Raw genomic sequence first — 22,116 nt, 5'->3', positions numbered from 1 at the left:
AAATGTTGTTTCAACTCATTACTCGTTACTCGTTACTCTTTACTCATTACTTAATTTTTTGAGTAACCTATACGAAACGGATTTAGTATAACAAGTAACAAGTAACGAATAGCTTTGTGCTGTTACTCGTTACTCTTTACTCGTTACTCTTTACTCAAAGCGACTAAGATTGTTTAATTCCCACGCCTTTTTTCGTTCACCCTTTTAAGGAGACTATTATCAAGGAGGAGTTTAAGCTCTTTTTTAATAACTAGCTTATAGCTTATGGCTTGTAGCTTAGAGTTAATTGACATGGAAACTAAAATAATTACTGTTAATCGCAATATTCTCTGGGCTAAAGTTTGGAGTATAGCTGCCATGCAGGGGGCAATTACTTTAGCCTGGGTTATTTATAAACTATATCTTCCTCTACTTTTAGTAGAACTTGGTCTTGCCAAAGAACTAGCCGTAACTTTATTAATAATTGAAAATGCTTTAGAAACCTTGATCGAGCCAATTTTTGGGGCACTTTCTGATAGACAACAGCGAATTTTTGGTAGCAAAGTCCCCATTATATCTATAGGAGCTATATTATCATCTGCTTTATTTATTGTGATTCCTGCCGTCACAATTTTTAGCAGTAAAAATGACTTTTCACAGTGGTTTTTTATCGTTTTAGTAATTTTCTGGGCTTCAGTAATGGCAGTTTTTCGCACTCCTGCAATGTCTTTGCTAGGGCGCTGTGCTAGCACAGAAGTATTACCCCAAGCAGCCAGTATTTTAACTTTAGTAGGAGGTGTAATTGGCGCATTTCGGTTTGATGTTTACGGATTGATCGTGAACATAGGTGCAGGATTTGCCTTCACCATTGGTTCTTTAGCTTTACTGGGTGCTGCTGCTTTATTACGTTTATTTAATTCTCCAGGACTGGGAATCGTCTCACAAAGCCAATCTACAAGAATATCTTTACCTAAACTGGGTTTAATTTTCCTTACGGGAATGAGTATCAGCTGGGGATTGCGGTTTTTAATTCCTACTATTAGCCAAGTTTTGACTATGGAATTAGGAGAAGCTAATACTAAATTAGCTATGACCTTATTTTTTGTGGTTTTGGGTTTAGCTGCTTTACCCGCAGGTAAAATTGCCAGTCGATTAGGTAACTCACAGGGTATGACCATTGGTGGATTAGGAACTGTTATCGTTTTGTTAACCTTATTACTTATACCTGATGGATTATTTAAGCTAATCGCGATCGCCGTTTTATTACTGTTTTTTAGTTTAATTCTTAATGGTGCAGTACCATTTGCCCTCGGTTTAGTTCCTGAATCTCATGGGGGATTGGGTGTAGGGATGTATTTCGGCGGTTTCGGTGGTGGAATCAGTTTATTTGATTTTTTGGCGACTAAAGTAGGCGAGCTCAGCATCGAAACTGGTGCTATCAGTGGCAGTATTGCTTTTTTATTAGCTTTACTTTATGTTGCGATCGCTACACAAATCAAAAATTGAAGGATCACTATATGTCTAAAAAAGTTTTGGTAATTGGAGGTTGTGGCAGAATTGGTAATAGTGTTGCTCAGGATATTGCTAATCATACTGATGCAGAAGTTACTATCACCTCTCGTAATCCCCAACAACAGGTCAAGCCTCCTTTTAAGTTTCTGACTCTAGATTTAGCAGCTCTAGACCAGCTAGAAAAAGCGATCGCCTCTAAAGACTTAGTAGTGCACTGTGCCGGACCATTTCATCATCGAGACGGTAGAGTATTAGAAGCTTGCATTGCTTCCAAAGTAGATTATCTAGATGTGAGCGATCATCGGTCTTTTTATGAACGGGTAGTTATACACCAAGACCAAGCGATCGCCCAAGGGGTTACGGCTATTCTCAATACGGGAATTTTTCCTGGTATTTCTAACTGCATGACGAAACAAGGGATCGAGCAGTTTGAACAGCCTAAAAAAATACATTTAAGTTATGTGGTCGCTGGTTCTGGTGGTGCAGGATTAACGGTGATGCGAACTACTTTTCTGGGATTAAGAAATAAATTTGCTGCTTGGATCGATGGTAAATGGCAAGATACCTTACCCTACACAGAAAGAGAGGTAATTGAGTTCCCTCAACCCTATGGCAAGACTGGAGTTTATTGGTTTGACGTACCAGAAACCTATACTTTTGCTGATTCTTTTCCCGTAGAAACAGTAATTACTAAATTTGGCTCAATTCCCGATTGGTACAATCATTTAACTTGGATTACAGCTCATATTTTTCCCGAGGCTTGGGTCACTAGTCCTAAAGGGATTGAATTCTTTTCCCGTGTAAGTTATCTCATGACCAATGTTACTGATAAATTTAGTGGGATTGGGGTGGCTATGCGAGTATCCATTACAGGGGAAACAGCGGGTGAACCCCAAACCTACTGTGCCACCATGGTACACGGTAATACGGCGATCGCCGCTGGCGCTGGTACGGGAACGATCGCTCAATTGTTATTAGAAGATAAACTAAAACAACCAGGAATTTATCCCGTTGAACAAGCATTATCAACAGAATTATTTTTGGAGGCGATGGCTAGTCGCCAGATTGAAATTGTTAATTGTTAATTGTTAATTGCCACTTCCAGTACTTTTTGGCGGTCAATTTCGGTGTTATCGGCCTCAACAGCATCATGTATTTTTTGCAAAATATTGGCATCAGCACTAATCACTCGATTCCAACTGGGAATTACAGGTCTTAATTGAGGGTTCTGCAAAAAAGCGTTGCCAGCATGAATAATCGATTGAGCAAATAGTTCGATTGCCTTTTCCTCATTATGACGATCTAAAGTCAGTCCATTCATAATGGCATCACTATGATATCGTTCTACATAATCAAGTGCGGTACGATAGTAAGTTGCTTTAAGGGTTCTAAAAATTTCTTGAGAAAAAACTTGCCCATTAGCAGCCATTTTGCGGAACAAAGCTTTACAGATATCAATGGACATCCTAGATAAACCTCGATCTCGGTCTTGAAAAGAAAGTTCTTGATGTTTATGGTCATAGGCATTAGCAATGTCCACCTGACAAATTTTATTCAAATTATAGTTGCGATAAACATCGTCAAGTATACCGATCTCCAATCCCCAATCGTAGGGAATACGCACATTATTGACTACTTCGGCAGCCATAGAAAACTCTCCTGATAAAGGATAGCGAAAGCTGTCAATGTAATCTAAAAAAGCATTATCTCGAAAAATTCTTTTGAGCGATCGCACCAAAGGACTTACCAAAAGACGCATTACTCTGCCATTCAATTTATTGTTAGCCTGACGATAATAGTAGCCTTTGCAAAACTTGAACTCAAATTTGGGATTCGCTACTGGATAAAACAGTTTTGCTAGTAGTCCTTTTTCGTAGGTCAGAATATCGCAATCGTGCAATGCTAATGTCTTCGCAGTACCACAAGAGAGAAAATATCCCATACAATACCAGACATTGAATCCCTTACCGCGTTCATTGGGAGCTAAACCCTCTTCAAGCAATAACTCATGAACGGCTTTCATTCGCGGTCCATCATTCCACAAAATTTTGTGTTTTTGAGGTAGTCGAGCAAAATATTTTAAAGCATATTTAAATTGCGCTTCAGTTGCTTGATCCAAACCAATAATAATTTGGTCTAAATATTTGACTTGGGAAAGTTCATCAAGAATATTACCTAAGGCAGGTCCTTCTAACTCAGAAAATAAACATGGCAAAACCAGAGCCATGGGCGATTGCTGAGATATATATAATAGTTCTGCTTCTAGAGACGCGACAGAACGGCTGTGTAAATCATGTAGAGTGGTTATCTCTCCATTTTGAAAGAAGTCAGCGATTTCACACCTCCCGTATTTAGGGCTTTATTTCAAATATATCTAAAAAAAAATATAGAGAATGTATCTAATGTATACTCTTTAACCAAAAGTCAATGCCTTCTTGCCATCCATGAGGACCAGGTTGAGTAGCAAAGAAAACAGAACTTTGATTAGGTTGCAAATTACCCCCCTTTGCTGAAGGAATTACAACTGCATAATCGGCTTGCTCTAACATCGGTAAATCATTTGGACTATCTCCCAAAGCAATAATTCCGATCTCTTTTTGCCAATGCTGGGAGTAATATTCCTTCAATTGGGGAAAACAACTAGCTTTATTAAACAGACCCATCACATGATGAAATCTGCCCCCTTTGACACATTGCAAGGCTAATTTTTTTAATTCTTGCCGAAAAGTGTCTAATGCCTCCTCTGAATCATGCCATAACAGTGGTTCGGTTGCCTGTCGCTGCATTGCTTTGTGAGCGTCTGAGGCGGTCAATCCAGTCCAACTTACAACATCTTCTACGGAAGATTGAGCAAATCCTTGATAGTTAAGCCCTAACTTTTCTTTGATTAAATCTAAACTGCTCAGAAACTGATGCCTGGGAACACCCAAATATTGAGTCGTTGAGCCTTGGGAATTAATAGAATCACTTGACTCATCACTACTTAGGCAGAGAATACCTCCATTTTCACAGATAAAAGGTTCCTGGTTCTCTAGTTCCCTCCGAATTGCTAAGATTTCTGCCTGAGTTTTACTGGAATTAAGAATGATGGGAATTTCTTGTCGCGATAATTCGGCGATCGCATTTAAGGCAGGAGTAAATTCGTAGGTTTGATGATCTAATAACGTACCATCCAAGTCAGTAACAACAATATACCTCATAGGTCATTTTGAGCAATATTAATAGCCAACACCGTCATTTTAAGAAGAGTATTGGTGACTTTAATTTTCTTCAAAAAATTACAGAAATTATAATACGAAAGCCGTTACACGATGATTAATGACGGGTTAAACTATCATCTAGTGAAAAATTGCGCTCCGACTTAGGCAAAAGCAAAATAAGTATTTTATATTAGGTGCGTTATGTAGTGAGCATTGCTCACTCTGGTTTTTGTGTTGTTACCGCCAAAATCACACTTTATTTTATTACCCAAAATATTGAAACCCTTCGGGCATTTTGCGGCAATATCTGTTTGTCTAAGGCATATTAGTGTGTACACAAACGTATATATCAATCAATTTAAGTCAAAGATAACTAAGAAAAAGCATGGTTGCTAGTCAGAAAATTAGTGTCAAATCCCCAGAACAGGTTCCAAATAACAATGTAAAAGATTGGACCAATATTCGTCATTACGAATATCCAGATTACAATCGACCATTATTAGAAATTCCTGCGGCAGCTAGGCAAAAAATCTTTGAACGCTTATGCTTTCTCTATGGTGAAGAGCAGGCTGAGCAATTGCTCCCCGAATTAGAGCGTGTTCTCAAAGTGTACTACGCTTACAAACCGCCTGCTAGAATCGAAGCTGAAAGCCATTTTGATGCTGTTAATAGATTTACAGAACAAGATGTGATTCTAATCACCTATGGCGATCTGCTGCGCAGTGAAAAATCATCTCCTCTAGCAAGCTTGGTTCACATTTTGGAAGAAGTACCTGGCTTCAAGAAAGCAATTAATACCCTACACATTCTGCCATTTTTCCCCTACTCTTCAGATCGGGGATTTTCCGTGACTGATTTTCGCGCAGTAGATCCTAAATTGGGTTCCTGGCAAGATATTGCCAAAATTGGAGACTCTTATAAGTTAATGTTTGATGCGGTGTGTAACCATACTTCATCTAAGAGTAAGGCGTTTCAAAAATTGTTAAGTGGCAATCCTGAATATAAAGATATTGCTACAGTTTACCAATCTCCAGATGAATTGAGTCCAGAAGATCGTCAAATGATAGTGCGCCCTCGTACAAACGATCTTTTGACTAAATTCCAAAGCATCAACGGTCCAATCTGGGTGTGGACTACTTTTTCTACCGATCAAATTGATTTAAATTACAGTAATCCCAAAGTCTTACTATGGGTCATTGAAACTCTGTTGTTGTATGTCCGTCGCGGAGCTGATTTGATTCGCTTAGATGCTGTTACCTACCTGTGGCAAATTCCGGGGACATCATGTGCCAATCTAGAGCAAACTCATGAAACGATTAAACTTTTTCATGATATTTTTGATTTGGTTGCTCCGGGAGTAGCTCTAATTACCGAGACGAATATTCCTCACGAACAAAATATTGGTTATTTCGGTAATGGGGATGACGAGGCGCAAATGGTTTACAATTTTGCCTTACCTCCTTTGGTGCTACATACTTTTTATCGTGAAGACACAACTGCTTTAGCTGAGTGGGCAAAAAACCTGGAGTTTCCTGCTAACACTTGCACCTATCTTAATATTTTAGATACTCATGATGGTATTGGCTTGATGGGAGTCAAAAATATTCTGCCATCCGAAGATGTTCAATATCTGATTAGCCGAGCTAGAGAACATGGAGCATTTATATCCTATCGTACTGGAGCAGGAGGTTATGACGAACCTTATGAAATTAACTCCACTTGGTTTAGTGCTTTAAATTTAGATAGTGGCAATGAACCTCTAGCTATTCAAATTAAGCGTTTTGTTGCTTCGCGCAGTATAGCCTTAGTATTAAAAGGTGTGCCAGGAATTTATCTACATGGTTTGATTGGGACTAGTAATGATGTGGACACAGTAATTAAAACTAAGTCCAAACGAGATATCAACCGTCAGATAATTTCCGAAACTGTTATCGATCAAGAATTACAATTACCTAACTCTAAATTGTCCCAACTAACTCGAGCTTTGGGCAAATTACTAGAAACCAGAGTTCAACAGAGCGCTTTTCATCCCCAAGGCGAACAACAAATTCTAAGTCTTTCCGACAAATGCTTTGTCGTTTTAAGAATTGCACCTGACAGCGAAGAGCATATTCTGACTGTGACCAATGTCTCCAACCAAGTTTGTCAACTAGAAATCCCCTTATCTGAACTTAAAATAAATGGCTCTGATTCAGTTGTTGGCAATAATGCTCCAGAAAATAATAATTATTGGTACGATTTAATTGGTAATAGAGGATGGAGAGTCCAGCAACAAAAGATTTTCCTGGTTTTGCATCCCTATGATGTTGTTTGGCTAGTTCCCTATGTGGAGTTAGAAAAAAGTATCGAGAATCAAGATTAAAGTCCTAGAGCTATACTCCGAACTCCGAACCCCGAACTCCGAACTCCGAACCCCGAACTCCGAACTCCGAACCCCGAACTCCGAACTCCGAACTCCGAACCCCGAACTCCGAACTCCGAACTCCGAACTCCGAACTCCGAACTCCAATTAATCACTGTGTCGCCAGAACCAGCAGCGCATTCAAAATAGAAGCAGCTACAGGAGAGCCACCTTTTCTACCTTCAACTCGGATTTGCGGTACGTTTAACTTAGCCAAAGTCTGTTTAGCTTCGGTTACGGATACGAAACCTACGGGAACACCGATGATTAATCCTGGGATAGTTGTGGAATTTGAAAGCTGCTGGCAAAGAGCCAGTAAGGCGGTGGGTGCATTACCAATTACATAAATAGCTTGGGGATATTGTTCCCAACATCTAATTAAACCTGTTTCGGTACGAGTTTTGCCAGGATCGGCTATCGATGCCTGCTCAATGGCAGCTATGACGGGATTATTGAATGTTTTGGCGACTAAATTGCAAATTCCTTGTTTGACCATCGTCACATCGGTAACAATCGGCAGACCCTTCTTAAGACCAGCGATGCCCGACTCGATCGCCTGAGGACTAAATCGCAATAAGTTAAGATACTCAAAGTCAGCCGTAGCATGAATCACCCGTCTGGCGATCGCATATTTCTGGAAGCCGAGATCGTGTTCTCCAACCTCACGATCAATAATTGCAAAACTTTGCTCAACAATTGGATGGTTTAAATTACTGGTTAAATTCACTGAATTTGACACAAACTGTTAATTTATCAATAACTTAATTCACTGAGGCAAAAATAAACCCATCAGTTTAGATACTCGAAAGCTCTGACAATCAATAATCCTTAATTCTTAATCCTGACTATTACATATTGTCAGTAATCAGTAATCAGTAATCAATAATCACCAAAATTAACTGTAGCCCAATCAGGTTCACGATGATAATTAATCATATCGTCAAATTTACGCAATTGCGCCTGTTCGATCTGAAATTCTGGTAGTTCACTTTCTACAAGGCGATCGTTGATTTGCGACAGAACAATACATAGGTGATCTCGATTTAAATTTTGGGGAATATCACCAAAGTATCCTAGAGTAATATGAGCTGTGAAATCGTATTGCTGTTCAATCCCCAAACCAATCAATCCTGAATTTTGATATATAGCGCGGCGTAACTCAATTATTGATTCGTAGCTTTCTTGGTCTTTCGGAACTAAACTAGCCATAATTGCTCTAGGTCGAGTGACAACTCCCCATAATTGCCAAGTTAGTGGTTTATGATTGGATGTAGAATCCAAATATTGTTGGAAACTAGTGGCAATTTGTTGCCGTAACTTTTGGTCAAAATTAGAATTCGCGGCAACTACTTGACGATAGCTATCATCCCAAATGAGATCGGCTATGGTTAAGTGAAAGCTGTCAGGTGGTAGAGGGATAAAAAAATCTGCTTCTAGTTGTTGAGACAAGTTTTGCTGTATGGTTTCTACTTGTCGATAAAAAACTTTATTATCTGCATCTTCTACTGCCAGTGGGGTAATCACACTATAGCCTGGAAAAGATGCTGCTTTGCCGTCGTTAAATTTAGGAGACTTTTGAACAGCTTGCAGTTGCATTGAACAAGCACTGGGTAAGGTTAATCTAGCAACTCGATTTATGTAGTCTTGATATGATTCGTCCAATCTAACTCACCTCTAATTCAATTATGCTCCTTCAAAAACATGACGGGATAGTAATCACGTTGTTATTGATTGAGTTTCTTATATTTATTGTGCCGTTAAAACCAAAAATTGGTTGATAAACCAATTGTCAAAAGAATATTGATTTTGTCAATCCCAACAGGATTTCAAGCTGTCTAATCATCAGAAATTGTTTGACCCAAGAATAAAGCACCGCCACGGAGACGATGCTTACAATGTATTAGTTAATAGCTGATTAAATGATTTTAAATTTGCGGAGCCCAAAGTAAAGACCAAGAGCAATTCCTGTGTATAAGCCGATAATGAATAAAAAAGCAATTACGCCGCCCATTGAATATCTCCCTTAAGACTTTTTTAAATTTTAGGTTATTGGTTATTTTACCTGATTGCCTGAAACTAGAGCTATTCCAAAATTTGTAACTTAAAATTTAGCTAGATAATCACGCCCTACATCAGGTAAATTATGTAACATCTCTTCCCAAGTGGTATTCTCTTCTAAAGCTTGAATTACTTGAATTAGAGGTTCCGCAAAAATATGCCGACAGTCTATTTCTTCAGGAAAATTAATTCCATAGGCTAATTGTTCTTGGGGTGGGTTAAACTGAGCGTCAATTCCATCTTTATTTCCTCGTGCATCTAGACGATACCAACCATATTTAGGTAGATATACGGCATTAAACCCATGAAGCGAATAGGGTGCGCCATTATCAAAAACACTCAACCTCTGATAACAAAAACCTACGTGGATTGAGTTAGCACGGAGTAACGCAGCTAAAAGATGACTTTTGGCAAAGCAATAGCCAGTCTTGTATTGTAAAACTTCTGATGCGCGACAGGTAACGGGATTCATTTTGTAGTCGCTACTATGGTAAATATTATCCCTAACCCACTCAAAACATACTTTGGTAGTTGTATTAATATCAGAACTTGCTAGTTTTTGAGCTAATTGCAGAATATCAGGATGTTGCCAATCAATTACTGTCGTCTTGGCTAAGAATTTATTCATATAATTATTGTATTGAGCGATCGCTAATTTAGCCCCAACCGGTCTGATGTATCAGAGAAACTAATCTATTATCTTGATTACAGTATGATTTCTAGTGCTTAATGATCTTTGATTGGGCAAAATAGATACAATTATCAATAAAATTATTAGCCTAGCGAATTCAGGAGAACATCTATATTATCGAGATGAGCATCAATTCACGCCCATGAACCTGACACCAATTTGGGGTTCCCTAACTGTTTTCATAATCTGTCCTCTTCTGGGCGGGCTACCCCTTATAGACTGGATAACTTACACTCTTACTGGTCGTCAGCTAAGGAAGCTAGGGACTGGAAATATTTCAGTGTCAGCAGCTTTTTATCATGGTGGGAAGCTGGCAGGAGTTTGTGCTGTAGTTTCCGAAGCGGCTAAAGGAATAATCGCTGTATTATTAGCTAGAATTTTTTTCTCTACAGGTTCAGTTTGGGAGATTATAGCCATAATTTCCGTGGTACTCGGACGTTATTGGATGGGAAAAAGTGCGGGAACAACCAATGCTGTCTGGGGAATCGTGGCTCATGATGCGATCGCCGCTGGCATAGTGTGGTTGATTAGTTTGATTAGTTTTACGATTATTCGCGATCGCCTGTTAGGTAAATATGGCGCCTTAGTCTTGTTAGTGGTAATTATCGGGTTGCGCAATCCCCATCAACCAGAATATGCGATCGCCACTTTTGCTCTAGCTAGTCTATTGGCTTGGATTTATCAAAACATTCCAGATGATCTAGATTTAGCCAGCAGTTCAGGACAAGCGAACACTAGTAATCTGTTTCGTTTTTTTCAGGGAGACAAAAATATTATTACTTTAGACAGTAAGTTAAATCCGAATCAGGTAGGCTCCAAAGCAGCCAATCTTGCCTTACTCAAACGACAAGGATATCCTATTGCCGACGGTTGGATTTTACGTCCCGGAGACGATTCCAAAACCTTGGTGGCAAAACTAAAGCCTTCTGCTGTATCTCCCTTAATCGTTCGTTCTTCTGCCATCGGAGAAGATTCTCCAACAGCCTCAGCAGCAGGACAGTATCACAGTATTCTAGATGTGACTAGCAGAGAACAATTACAGTCGGCGATCATCGACTGCCAAACTTCCTATCTACAAAATAACGCCATTGAGTATCGTCGTCATAATCGCCAAGCAGATAATTCGATGGCGATTTTAATTCAAAAACAAATTGAGGGTATATATAGTGGAGTTGCCTTCAGTCGCGATCCTGTCGATCATCTAACCGATGCTGTGGCGATCGAAGCCCTTCCCGGTCGAGCTACTAAAATTGTCTCAGGTAAATATACCCCCCAAAGATATCGTGTTGTTATTCCTGAAGCTTCTCTAGATTCGGAACATCAGGATAATAAACCAATCACCGTCTTCCAAGAAAATGTTCGTGATGATGCCAATGGAGTAGTTATTCCCCAAGAAATCATCGAATCAGTGGCATTACTCGCCAGGGAAATGGAAGACTTGTTTGAAGGTATTCCCCAAGACATTGAGTGGACTTATGACGGTGAACAGATCTGGCTGCTACAGGTACGTCCCATTACTACTCTCCAACCTCTCTGGACACGACGGATTGCAGCTGAAGTAATTCCTGGTAAAATTCGTCCACTAACTTGGTCAATTAACCAACCTCTAACTTGTGGTGTTTGGGGAAAATTATTTACCATCGTTCTGGGCGCTCGCGCTAAAGACTTAAACTTTGAAGAGACTGCCACCCTCCATTTTGCTAGTGCCTATTTTAATGTCACTCTTTTAGGGACAATTTTTCGTCGCATGGGGTTGCCGCCAGAAAGTTTGGAATTTTTAACTAGAGGAGCAAAATTCAGCAAACCTCCTTTAATGTCCACCATCAAAAACTTACCTGGACTGTGGCGGTTGGCACAAAGGGAGTGGAACTTAGTCAAACATTTTGAGCGCGATCGCCAAAAGATTTTTGCTCCCATCTTATCTGAGCTGGAAGCACAAGCAGTTGATGAATTATCTCCTAGAGAAATTATTGACAGAATTAAGACAATTTTAGAATTACTTGATAAAGCTACCTACTATAACATTCTTGCTCCTTTGAGTTTAGCCATACGTCAGGCAATTTTTAAGGTAGAGGAAACAGAACTAGATCAAAGTCAAACTCCAGAAATAAAAGCAGCCAGTTCCTTGGCAGACGTAGCATCAGAAACTCGAAAATTACTGTCTACAGAAGAAATTACTCTCGACTCTAGTGCTTCTCTTTTTGCCCACATTGCCGAAAATAATGAAGGAGCCAGTATTATTGAGCGATTCAATCTCTGGCTAGACCAATACGGCTATCTTAGTGAAGTGGCAACCGATATTGCTGTTCCCCGTTGGCGAGATAAACCAAGTATCCCCAGACAAATGTTTACTCGCTTTTTCTTTGACGCTCATGGAGCTAGACAAGCTCAATCATCTGCCAAAACATCTGCTCAATCTTGGCAAGCTAAGTTAGTACAAACAAGACTCAACCTCAAAGGTACTGTAGGAGAAATATATAATAAGTTACTAGCAAATCTACGCTGGAGTTTTTTAGCATTAGAACAACAGTGGTTAAATAGTAATTTAATTAATCAGCCTGGAGATATATTCCTCCTGAAATTGCCAGAAATCATTTTGATTACAGAGAATAAAGAGCCTGATTTTATTAAACAACTCCCTCAACTAATTGAGCAGAGAACAGAAAAATGGTGCAGAGAAAAATCACTAACTCAGGTACCTAGGTTAGTCTACGGGAAACCAGAAGCTTCGGTTTGGACAACCCCCATAATTTTAGATCCTCAGCAAAAAATGCAGGGGATTGGTACTAGTACTGGTCAGATAGAAGGAGTAGTTCGAGTTATATCTAGTCTTCAACAAGCTACTCAAATTGATAAACAGACTATCATTGTTGTTCCCTACACTGACGCAGGTTGGTCACCAATTTTAGCTCGCGCAGGTGGCTTAATCTCAGAAGTGGGTGGTCGACTGTCTCATGGAGCAATTGTTGCCAGAGAATACAACATTCCCGCGGTTATGGATCTGGCTAATGCTACTCAAATTTTTCAAGATGGTCAAAAAGTCAGGATTAATGGTCAGACAGGAATTGTGGAAATACTGCCATAAACAATAATCTAAGCTGCGATTTATGAACTATATTAATGTTTAATAGATATTTTATTATATGCTTGCTCTGATTATTGTCGTCACCACAGTCCTCCTGGGTTCGGCTTTTTGTTCGGGGGCGGAAACAGCATTATTGTCGGTTTCCCCCATTAAGGTAAGACAATTGGCTCAATCTAAAAAACCCGCTGCTTTAGCCTTGGCAAGCATTCGTCTGAAGATTAATCGACCGATCGCCACAATTGTTATTCTCAACAATATTTTCAATATTGTTGGCAGCATCATTATCGGTAGTCTAACGACCAAAGTTTTAGGTGATGCTTGGTTAGGTGTTTTTTCCGGGATTCTAACCTTTTTAATTATTATCTTTGGGGAGATTGTGCCCAAAACTCTGAGTCAACGTTATGCAGAACCAATTAGTTTATTTATTGCGATTCCAATTAAGTTTCTGACAGTGATCTTTACTCCCTTGGTTTGGTTGGTAGAACACGTCACGGCACCTTTTCTCCAAGGTCAAAAAATTCCCACTACGGACGAAGCAGAAATTAAATTTTTGACTAATATTGGTTATCAGGAAGGGGTAATTGAAGATGACGAAGCAGAAATGATTCAAAGGGTATTTCAGCTAAATGACCTTAATGCTTCTGATTTAATGACCCCCAGAATTATTATTACCTACCTCAAGGGCGACCAAACTTTGAATGAATGCCAAGAGGAGATTATTAAGTCTCAACATACTCGTATTCTAGTAATTGAAGATACTGTTGATAATGTTACCGGCTTAGTGTTGAAGGATGAATTACTCACGGCAATGATTGAAGGCAAAGGCGATCGCCAAATCAACAATCTGCAACGTCCTGTGCATTTTGTTCCTGAAACCAATCGCGCCGATAAACTCCTCAAAGTCTTTCAGGAAAACAGAGAACACCTGGCAGTGGTGTTAGATGAATATGGCGGAGTGGCTGGAGTCGTCACTTTAGAAGATGTTTTAGAAGTGTTAACTGGGGAAATTGTCGATGAAACTGACCGCAATGTAGACTTGCAAGAAATTGCCCGCAAAAAACGCCTGCGTCTACTTAAATCTCGTGGAATTAATAACGAGTAACGAGTAACGAGTAATGAGTAATGAGTAATGAGTAATGAGTAATGAGTAATGAGTAATGAGTAATGAGTAATGAGTAATGAGTAATGAGTAATGAGTAATGAGTAATGAGTAATGAGTAATGAGTAATGAGTAATGAGTGAATTATTTTTCTTTCAATTTGTTGATTGAAGCTGTTAATATCTTAATAATTCTTTCATTTTTTTCTATCATCTTTTGAAATCTTGATTTTGATACTAGCGCCGATTTAATCATTATTTTTATCCAATAAAGAGTTTCATTAGCTTCCTTTAAGGCTATAGAATACTTGTTGATAAAATCTTTAGTCGATTGTGCATATTTTAGCTTCTGAACAATTAGCTCCTATTGATGTTCCGCTTCTCAAAAATTGTTTGGACAAGATCTTAGCTGCGTCGTCAAAAGGTCTTTTATTTAGTTCAGAATAAGCTTTGACAACTCTTATGGCAAAATCTTCTGTTCTTTCTTGAATACTTATATTTGCGTTATGATTAATCATGAGTAAAAAAGAATGTGGTAATTCAATTTTACTTGATAAGTAATGGGTATTTACTTATTACTCATTACTTAAACAAGGGAAAAACTACTTTTTTCCACTGTTAATTTCGTTATCTACTACCTACTACCGAAATCCCTTCCACAATTAGGGAAGGAGTAAAACAAGAACCATTCCAGTTAGCATCCTTACCCACAGCAATGACCTGTTGCAAAATTTGATAGACATTGCCCGCGATCGCTGTATCTTTAATTCGCCCCACTATTTCACCATTCTTAACTCGATAACCCAGATCGACATTTACGGAAAAATCTCCGCCAATATCAGCACCACTACCCAACATCTGATCGACAATAACGCCATTATCTAATTTAGCGATCAACTCCGAAAAAGAATCATTACCTGGGGCAACTACTAAATTCACTAAAGAAGGACTAGGATAACTATCTAACCCAGGACGAAAGCCATTACCCGTAGGTTCGAGACCTAATTCCCTGGCAATAGTGCGATCGCAATAAAATTGATTTAATACTCCTTGATTAATCAGGTCTAAATTCTGGGTAGGCATTCCCTCATCATCAAAAGGACAATCATAAGGTGGCTGCTCTGGTCGCTGTGAAAGATTAATCAATTCTGAGACAACTAGCTTTTGTCTTAGCTCACTCCAAGGAGAAGATTTTTCTCGAACTCTTTTGCCGTTTAAAGCTGATGAAACCGTATCCCAGAGTAAGGTAGCAGCATTAACAGTAAACAATACTGGGACATTACCTTGAGGGGGAGTAATATTAACCTTTGCCCAATCTAGACGCTGGATAATTTGCTCGGTTACTAGCTCAATATTTAGTTTCTCTTTGCTATATTCTCCATCGTAAATACCTAAAAAATCTTCACCGCGCACCAACTCGGCACCGATATAGTAACTCAAAGCTGATTCGCTGTATTGGCAATGTAATCCCTGAGAATTAATCAAAGTAGTAGTTTCTTGTTCTGACTCCAACTCTGCCGAACAAATTACTTCAGGATATTCTTCTCGTACACGAGTGATTGCCTGATTTCCTAATTGCACTAATTCTTCTACAGAAGCTGTCGCTCCAGCTAGATCATAAATAGCTTTACGTGCTGAAGCTAATTCAATGATTTCAGGTTCGTTAAGTTGAGATAAGGCGATCGCTTTACTCACGAGCAATTCTGGTTCGATATTGCCATAAGCTACCGCTAAACCTGGTCGATTATCGTACCATAATCTCAAAGCTGTACCTACTGATTGAGAACTTTCTAGCTGTTTGAGATGGTTACCCTCAAAAAATACTGGCTGAGATTGAGATGTTACTTGATAAACTTCTGCATGACTTGCTCCTTGATCGGAGGCTAATTGAAGCAGTGATTCTAGTTTTTCGTTCATTTAAAATTAATTTTGCTTTGTCAGTGTACTAATTAAATGTAAGTGCAAGCAGCTACTAACTAAATGCTGCTACGATTAAGTTAGATATGACAAGCTTGAGTATAAATTCAATCAATAAATTAGCGTTGCATTATCATGGGATGGTTAAGATTGATGCGGAAATACAGGGAAATGGGGACACAAAGAATGAATTGAGTCCCAGCCACAATATCATCCCACACATATGCAATGCCAATAAATTATTAAATGGACGCTATTATCTCCATAATTTAATAGCTAAAAGTACCTATAGTCGAGTTTTTTTAGCAAGTGACCTAGTCAATCGATGTCAAAAATATGTAGTTAAGCAATTATGTTTTAATCTTTGTCCGATTAAAGAAAAGCAGACTAGGATGCTAATGTTTGAGCAGGAAGCAGAAGTCTTAAAAAAACTTGCTGGTCGGCACAATCAAATTTGTCAATTTTATGATTATTTTAAGGACTCTGACGGTCTGTATTTAGTGCAAGAATGGGTTCGAGGCATCACGTTAGAACAAAAATTGCTTAAGCAACAGAAACTATCTGAGTCGGAAACCAAAAGCATTCTGATCAATTTATTACCTGTTCTAGAATGTATTCACAGCTTGGGAATCATTCACTGCGACATTAAGCCCAATAATATTATTTTACGAAAAGAAGATAATTTGCCTGTGCTAATTGATTTTGGTATTACCCAAGAAGTTGGCACTTGCCAATCGCCAAAACTCATAGCTGGTACACCTGGATATATGTCAATAGAACAAGCAATGGGTTGTACAACTTATAACAATGATCTCTATAGCTTGGGTTTAACAGCAATTTATTTACTGACAGGGCATTCACCTCAAACCAGAGAGTTTGAGATTAACAGAAGTAGTTTTGAACAGCAAGCAAAAACTATTTTTAGCTACAATCTGATGGCAGTAATCGACCGCGCGATCACTCCTGATTATGGTCAGCGGTTTAGCTCAGCTAAAGATATGCGATTGGCGTTGCAATCATCAAAGGAAAAGTCTCGTTTAACTCAAATAGCTACTAATAAACTTAAATACAGTCTATATGCATTATTATATTTAACCATTGGCATCCAGATTGTTGCTAATGTCTACCTGAGTTGGCGATATCTTACTACTAAAATAGATGAAAGACCCCCGATAAATTTTTTAGACTTGCCCCAGGCTAAGTTACCTTTTTTGACCACTGACGATGATGTCAAACCGACAATTTTCAAAACTCCGAATGAAATTCCAAATAATGTTGAAATTACTAACAATGCCCTTCAAGCGGTAATTTTTATTCCCGGAACTTCAGAAATCAATATTCTCCAGGCTTTGGGAGAACCTGTTTGGCGCAAACCAGGTTTTTGGGCAAATAGTATTGCCTGGAATTATAAAAATGTGGTTTTAGAAGGAATCGATCTAGGGTATATATTTGATAGTCAAACTAAAAAGCTACGTCAAGCAGAAGTAGCAGTTCCACCTTCGACTAAATTTGCTACAGTTCGCTCTATTTTCAATTCACTTTTAAACACAAAACCATTAACAGATGATATCGAACAAGGACTACAAGCCGTATATCAGCGTCAAAAAGCTACTTATAATTTTACAGTGGGAAATTTACGAGGGATTATTCAACGCAATCATAAAGACCGTATTTATATGGCGGTTTGGGAAGCAGATTTTCACTAAATAAAGCGAGTATTTATAAACTGTTATTTAGATTAAATTGCACTAGTGCCCCAAGGTTGTCAAATTGGATTCAAATTTATTTTTGAATTTTTAGTTTTGCGAATAAAAATATGAGTCGCCAAAATAATTAGGGATGAAGGTGTAAATTGGCTAAATTAATGATAGGTTGATAGTTTTGGGAACAGCTGCTTATTGGCTGTAGTTATTTTCTTCTGGCCTAAACAAATTAATATTATGACTTCCATATTAGAACAGCTTGAGAACTCTGTTAGTCATGCTTTAGTAGTAGCCTTCGGCACAGAATTAGCTGCTACCGATCCTTTAATTGCGCCCACAAATAATCCTAAATTCGGGGATTACCAGTCTAATGTAGCTTTATCTCTGGCAAAACCTCTTAAACAAAATCCTCGGGCGATCGCGCAGTCGATTATCGACAATCTTCAGCTTGAAGATAAATGTGACCCGCCCACTATTGCAGGACCTGGTTTTATCAACTTTACCCTCAAGCCAGACTATATCTCAGAATTATTGCGTAAAATTCAATTAGACGAAAGATTAGGCATTCCTGAAGTTCAACCTACAGAGAAAGTTATTGTAGATTTTTCTAGTCCTAATATTGCCAAAGAAATGCACGTTGGACATTTACGCTCGACAATTATTGGCGATGCGATCGCCAGAATTTTAGAATTTCGAGGTTACGATGTCTTACGCCTTAATCATGTCGGTGACTGGGGTACTCAGTTTGGGATGTTAATTGCTTACCTCAGAGAAGCCTATCCCGAAGCTTTGACTACGGCAAATGCTTTAGATATTGGTGATTTAGTATCTTTGTATAAAAAAGCAAAAGTCCGTTTTGATGAAGATGAAGAGTTTAAGCAAAATGCTAGACAAGAAGTAGTTAATCTTCAAGCAGGTGCAGAGGATAGCCTTCATGCCTGGAAATTGCTATGCGATCAATCTCGTCAAGAGTTTCAGGTTATCTATGATTTGCTGGATATTAAATTGGAAGAAAGAGGAGAATCTTTTTATAATCCTTTTTTAGAAGATATTGTTAGTAAATTAGAACAAAAAGGATTACTCGAAGAAAGCGAAGGGGCACAATGTGTTTTTCTAGATGGTTTTACCAATAAAGATGGCGATCCTCTTCCTTTAATTGTGCAGAAAACTGATGGCGGGTTTAACTATGCCACTACAGATTTAGCGGCACTCAAATATCGGGTCAAGGAAGATGGTGTAGCGAGAATTATTTATGTTACTGATTCTGGACAGGCGAATCATTTTGCCGGAGTATTTCAAGTCGCTAAAAAAGCAGGTATCTTACCTGAGTCAGTAGAAGTAGTTCACGTACCCTTTGGACTTGTCTTGGGTAAAGATGGCAAAAGAATCAAAACTCGTTCAGGTGAAACAGTAAAACTCAAAGATTTATTAGATGAAGCTATAGAAAGAGCGAAGAAAGATCTGGAAACTAGATTACAAGAAGAGGGAAGGCAAGAAACTCCAGAATTTATTAATCACGTTGCTGAAGTAGTCGGATTAAGCGCAGTTAAATATGCCGATTTGAGTCAAAATCGTACTTCTGACTACAAATTTGACTACGATAAAATGCTCGACCTCAAAGGGAATACTGCACCCTATTTGCTTTATGCTTATGTTCGTCCTCAAGGTATCAGCCGTAAGGGAAATATCGATTTTTCTCAATTAGATACGGACACACAGATTGTATTAACCGAAGAAGCGGAACTAGTCTTAGCCAAACATATCTTGCAGTTAGAAGAAGTAATCAAAGAGGTAGAATCCACCTTGTTGCCTAATCGTATCAGTTTATATTTGTTTGAACTAAGTCAAAAATTTAATCAGATGTACGAACAATGTGAAATTTTAAAAGCTGATGAACCTCAACGGACATCTCGTTTAATCTTGGCTGATTTAACTGCTCGTACAATTAAGTTGGGCTTGTCTTTATTGGGGATTGATGTTTTGGAGAGAATGTAATTTTTAAAATTACTGCACTTTTCAGTTGAGTAGACCACACAAAGTTAAACTCGATCATTATCTAAATGCTAATAGCTAATAGCTTATAGCTCAAAACTAGCCAATTATAAGCCTAGTCCATTCAATTGAAAACTGCTTATAAAATAACAATTCAAAATAGTAATAGTTGCTCTAAATCAATCTCTATATCAGGAAAAGCTAGTGAGGCAACTATCCCCGTTTTATACTCAACAACCTTTAGGTACTTACTATCTTGAAGTTGAGTATGAACGAAAAGTTTTTGATTAACTAAATCAATTACCCAATATTCAGGTATGCCATTACGAGCATAAGTAATGATTTTCTGTTCTAAGTCTTTTTTGAGGGTCTTGTTAGATATTTCGATGAGCCAATATATATCTTGAGGATATGGGTGATGCTGACGATAAATATCTTTGGGCAATCTGACAATAGCAATGTCAGGTTCAGGTTCAGAATTATCTAGGGTAATTGGATGAGCATCCCTGATATATGCTTGACCTTGAAATAATTCTCTTAAGTAGTCGGCTATGGATTGATTAGTAAAACTATGTTCTATCCCTTCTGGACTCATCTCAATAATTTCTCCCTCGAGCAATTCAACAGGTTTATCTTTCAAGATTCCAGAATTAACCAGTTCATGCCATTCTGCAATTGACCATTTATAAGTAATTAAAGTCATCTAAACCTCGTGCTCAAATAACCGATAATTGCAATAAGGGAGCAATTCAGACAATACCCACAAGATAGCTTCTTGATACTATTTGATTCTAGCTCAAGTCATTACAATCTATAGGACAAGAAAAAATATAGCTATCAGCTTTAAAAAATAAAACATATTTAATTACTTGGATAAATTCCTGATGCCTCCAAAAATAAAATTAATTACCATATCTCTAGTTAGCGGTATTCTGATCGGACTAGCACCAGAACCAGGCAATGCTTGGTATTTTGCCTGGATTGCCCTTGCTCCTTTATGGATTTTAATTAGACAACAAAAGTCTCTCCAGCAAGTAGTTATTCTTGGTCTTGCTTGGGGAGTAGGTTATTACGGTTTAGCCTTATTTTGGATTACTGGAGTTCACCCGATGACTTGGATGGGTGTCCCCTGGTTGGCTAGTTTGTCAATTGCTATTTTCTGCTGGGTCTTTATTACTTTCTGGGGAGTAGGATTAGCAGTTACTTGGTCACTATTAGTTGCATTTGTTAATCGAAAAATTGATAGTAATCAGCTATCTGGAAGTCTTATTCGAGTATTAATTGGTGTAGCTTTATGGTGTGGTTTAGAAACCTTGTGGAGCAATGGTCCTTTATGGTGGTCGGCGATCGCCCATACTCAGAGTCCCCATAATTTAATTATTCTCCAATTAGGCAAAATATCTGGTCAAAATACCGTTACCGCAGTGATTGTCGCCGTAAATGGATTGCTGGCGGAGGCTGTTTTATTTTGGCGTGGTTCACTTAAATTAAGACCAAAATTATTCTTGTTAATTTCTCCATTATTTGTTTTAATCACTAGTCATTTAGTGGGCTATTTTCTCTATCAAATACCCATAGCCAAAGATAATTTAGCACCATTAAAAGTTGGCATTATTCAAGGCAATATTCCCAATGAAATCAAGCTCTTTTCTCAAGGTTGGCAGAAAGCGATCACTGGTTACACTTCAGGTTATCAAAGATTAGCTAGACAAGGAGTAGATGTAGTGCTAACTCCTGAGGGAGCTTTACCTTTTTATTGGTCAGATATTATTGATAATTCTAGTTTTTACAGAGCTGTAATTACAGAGAAAGTTCCTGCTTGGGTAGGCGCATGGAAGAGAAATCAGAGCAGTTATCATACAAGTTTATTTACTGTAACTGGTGAGGGAAAAACCTACAGTCGCTACGACAAATACAAACTTGTTCCTTTAGGTGAATATATCCCTTTAGAATCCATTTTAGGTGATTTTATTAATCGTCTTTCTCCCCTAGAAGCTCATTTATCTCCAGGTAAAAGAAATCAAATTTTTGATACTCCTTTTGGTAAAGCGATTGTTGCTATCTGCTACGAATCTGCTTTTCCTCAACATTTCCAACGTCAAACAAAAGCAGGGGGAGAGTTTATCATCACTTCATCAAACAATGCTCATTATAGTAAAGCAATGCCCGCTCAACATCACGCTCATGATGTAATGCGAGCTATAGAAAATGACCGTTGGGCTGCCAGAGCGACTAACACGGGTTATTCAGCAATCGTCGATCCCCATGGCAATACTCTTTGGATCTCTGATATGAATCAATATGTAATTCACCAGCATACAATTTATCGCCGTCAAACTAAACACTTATATGTGCGTTCGGGAGATTGGTTAACTCCGACATTACTCATTTTTAGCGGACTATTGGGATTTTTAGTACAGAACCAATCTGAAAATAGAAAACATATTTAATCCTTTCTGAAATACTTTTCAATAGAAATA

The 22,116-nt window shown here is 38.4% G+C and carries 17 protein-coding genes; 8 read left to right on the top strand and 9 right to left on the bottom strand.

Annotated features, from left to right (window positions below):
* Positions 1-291: 291 nt before the first annotated feature.
* Positions 292-1,485, top strand: coding sequence for an MFS transporter (locus PLEUR7319_RS0125990; RefSeq protein WP_026102785.1), 1,194 nt, complete (start codon positions 292-294; stop codon positions 1,483-1,485).
* An 11-nt stretch (positions 1,486-1,496) separates the two neighbouring features.
* On the top strand, positions 1,497-2,576 hold the full coding sequence (locus PLEUR7319_RS0125985; protein WP_019508159.1) for a saccharopine dehydrogenase family protein: 1,080 nt from the start codon (positions 1,497-1,499) through the stop codon (positions 2,574-2,576).
* Here the strand turns inward: PLEUR7319_RS0125985 and PLEUR7319_RS36750 are convergent.
* The gene (locus tag PLEUR7319_RS36750; RefSeq protein ID WP_051044470.1) at positions 2,573-3,826 is read right to left on the bottom strand and encodes a glycosyl transferase; all 1,254 of its coding nucleotides are present in this window, start codon (positions 3,824-3,826) and stop codon (positions 2,573-2,575) included. The genes PLEUR7319_RS0125985 and PLEUR7319_RS36750 overlap by 4 nt on opposite strands.
* 64 nt (positions 3,827-3,890) lie before the next feature.
* Entirely contained in the window at positions 3,891-4,691 is an 801-nt protein-coding gene (locus PLEUR7319_RS36745) for a mannosyl-3-phosphoglycerate phosphatase (RefSeq protein WP_019508157.1), read from the bottom strand.
* A 385-nt stretch (positions 4,692-5,076) separates the two neighbouring features.
* Here PLEUR7319_RS36745 and PLEUR7319_RS0125970 point away from each other — a divergent pair, with 385 nt between their 5' ends.
* Complete coding sequence (locus PLEUR7319_RS0125970; protein ID WP_019508156.1) at positions 5,077-7,053, top strand: alpha-amylase family glycosyl hydrolase; 1,977 nt, start codon at positions 5,077-5,079, stop codon at positions 7,051-7,053.
* A gap of 151 nt (positions 7,054-7,204) precedes the next feature.
* Here the strand turns inward: PLEUR7319_RS0125970 and PLEUR7319_RS0125965 are convergent, their stop codons facing one another.
* From PLEUR7319_RS0125965 to PLEUR7319_RS0125955, 3 genes are all read right to left on the bottom strand, one after another.
* Positions 7,205-7,819, bottom strand: a complete 615-nt coding sequence (locus PLEUR7319_RS0125965) for a precorrin-8X methylmutase (RefSeq protein WP_019508155.1) — start codon at positions 7,817-7,819, stop codon at positions 7,205-7,207.
* A 152-nt stretch (positions 7,820-7,971) separates the two neighbouring features.
* Positions 7,972-8,754 (bottom strand): DUF1868 domain-containing protein, encoded by a 783-nt coding sequence (locus PLEUR7319_RS0125960; protein WP_026102783.1) that lies wholly within the window; start codon positions 8,752-8,754, stop codon positions 7,972-7,974.
* Positions 8,755-9,193: 439 nt separating this feature from the next.
* A complete protein-coding gene (locus PLEUR7319_RS0125955) occupies positions 9,194-9,778 on the bottom strand; it encodes a transglutaminase family protein (protein ID WP_019508153.1) in 585 nt (194 codons plus the stop codon).
* Between the two features lie 205 nt (positions 9,779-9,983).
* On the opposite strand from PLEUR7319_RS0125955, the gene PLEUR7319_RS0125950 reads away from it, so the two are divergent.
* Complete coding sequence (locus tag PLEUR7319_RS0125950) at positions 9,984-12,926, top strand: glycerol-3-phosphate acyltransferase (RefSeq protein ID WP_019508152.1); 2,943 nt, start codon at positions 9,984-9,986, stop codon at positions 12,924-12,926.
* A 58-nt stretch (positions 12,927-12,984) separates the two neighbouring features.
* Complete coding sequence (locus PLEUR7319_RS0125945; RefSeq protein WP_019508151.1) at positions 12,985-14,028, top strand: hemolysin family protein; 1,044 nt, start codon at positions 12,985-12,987, stop codon at positions 14,026-14,028.
* 141 nt (positions 14,029-14,169) lie between these two features.
* On the opposite strand, the gene PLEUR7319_RS43215 is transcribed toward PLEUR7319_RS0125945, so the two are convergent.
* The 3 genes from PLEUR7319_RS43215 to PLEUR7319_RS0125935 all read right to left on the bottom strand — a co-directional run bounded on the left by PLEUR7319_RS43215 (position 14,170) and on the right by PLEUR7319_RS0125935 (position 15,941).
* Complete coding sequence (locus PLEUR7319_RS43215; protein WP_256380676.1) at positions 14,170-14,325, bottom strand: four helix bundle protein; 156 nt, start codon at positions 14,323-14,325, stop codon at positions 14,170-14,172.
* 22 nt (positions 14,326-14,347) lie between these two features.
* Positions 14,348-14,542 carry a four helix bundle protein gene (locus tag PLEUR7319_RS43210; protein ID WP_019508150.1) on the bottom strand — a complete coding sequence of 65 codons (195 nt, stop codon included), beginning with the start codon at positions 14,540-14,542 and terminating at the stop codon, positions 14,348-14,350.
* Positions 14,543-14,651: 109 nt separating this feature from the next.
* Positions 14,652-15,941: a TldD/PmbA family protein gene (locus PLEUR7319_RS0125935; RefSeq protein WP_019508149.1), complete on the bottom strand. Its 1,290-nt coding sequence runs from the start codon at positions 15,939-15,941 to the stop codon at positions 14,652-14,654.
* Between the two features lie 140 nt (positions 15,942-16,081).
* Here PLEUR7319_RS0125935 and PLEUR7319_RS38560 point away from each other — a divergent pair, with 140 nt between their 5' ends.
* Together PLEUR7319_RS38560 and argS are read left to right on the top strand one after the other, a co-directional pair.
* The gene (locus PLEUR7319_RS38560; protein ID WP_019508148.1) at positions 16,082-17,647 is read left to right on the top strand and encodes a serine/threonine-protein kinase; all 1,566 of its coding nucleotides are present in this window, start codon (positions 16,082-16,084) and stop codon (positions 17,645-17,647) included.
* 234 nt (positions 17,648-17,881) lie between these two features.
* The gene (gene argS / locus PLEUR7319_RS0125925) at positions 17,882-19,639 is read left to right on the top strand and encodes an arginine--tRNA ligase (protein ID WP_019508147.1); all 1,758 of its coding nucleotides are present in this window, start codon (positions 17,882-17,884) and stop codon (positions 19,637-19,639) included.
* 151 nt (positions 19,640-19,790) lie between these two features.
* On the opposite strand, the gene PLEUR7319_RS0125920 is transcribed toward argS, so the two are convergent.
* The gene (locus tag PLEUR7319_RS0125920; RefSeq protein WP_019508146.1) at positions 19,791-20,339 is read right to left on the bottom strand and encodes a Uma2 family endonuclease; all 549 of its coding nucleotides are present in this window, start codon (positions 20,337-20,339) and stop codon (positions 19,791-19,793) included.
* A 181-nt stretch (positions 20,340-20,520) separates the two neighbouring features.
* Between PLEUR7319_RS0125920 and lnt the strand changes: the two genes are divergently transcribed.
* Positions 20,521-22,086, top strand: a complete 1,566-nt coding sequence (gene lnt, locus PLEUR7319_RS0125915) for an apolipoprotein N-acyltransferase (protein WP_019508145.1) — start codon at positions 20,521-20,523, stop codon at positions 22,084-22,086.
* The last annotated feature ends 30 nt before the right edge of the window (positions 22,087-22,116 follow it).

It is taken from the genome of Pleurocapsa sp. PCC 7319 (assembly GCF_000332195.1).
In the GTDB taxonomy this organism is placed as follows: Bacteria; Cyanobacteriota; Cyanobacteriia; order Cyanobacteriales; family Xenococcaceae; genus Waterburya.
This window is presented reverse-complemented; position numbering and strand designations above follow the sequence as displayed.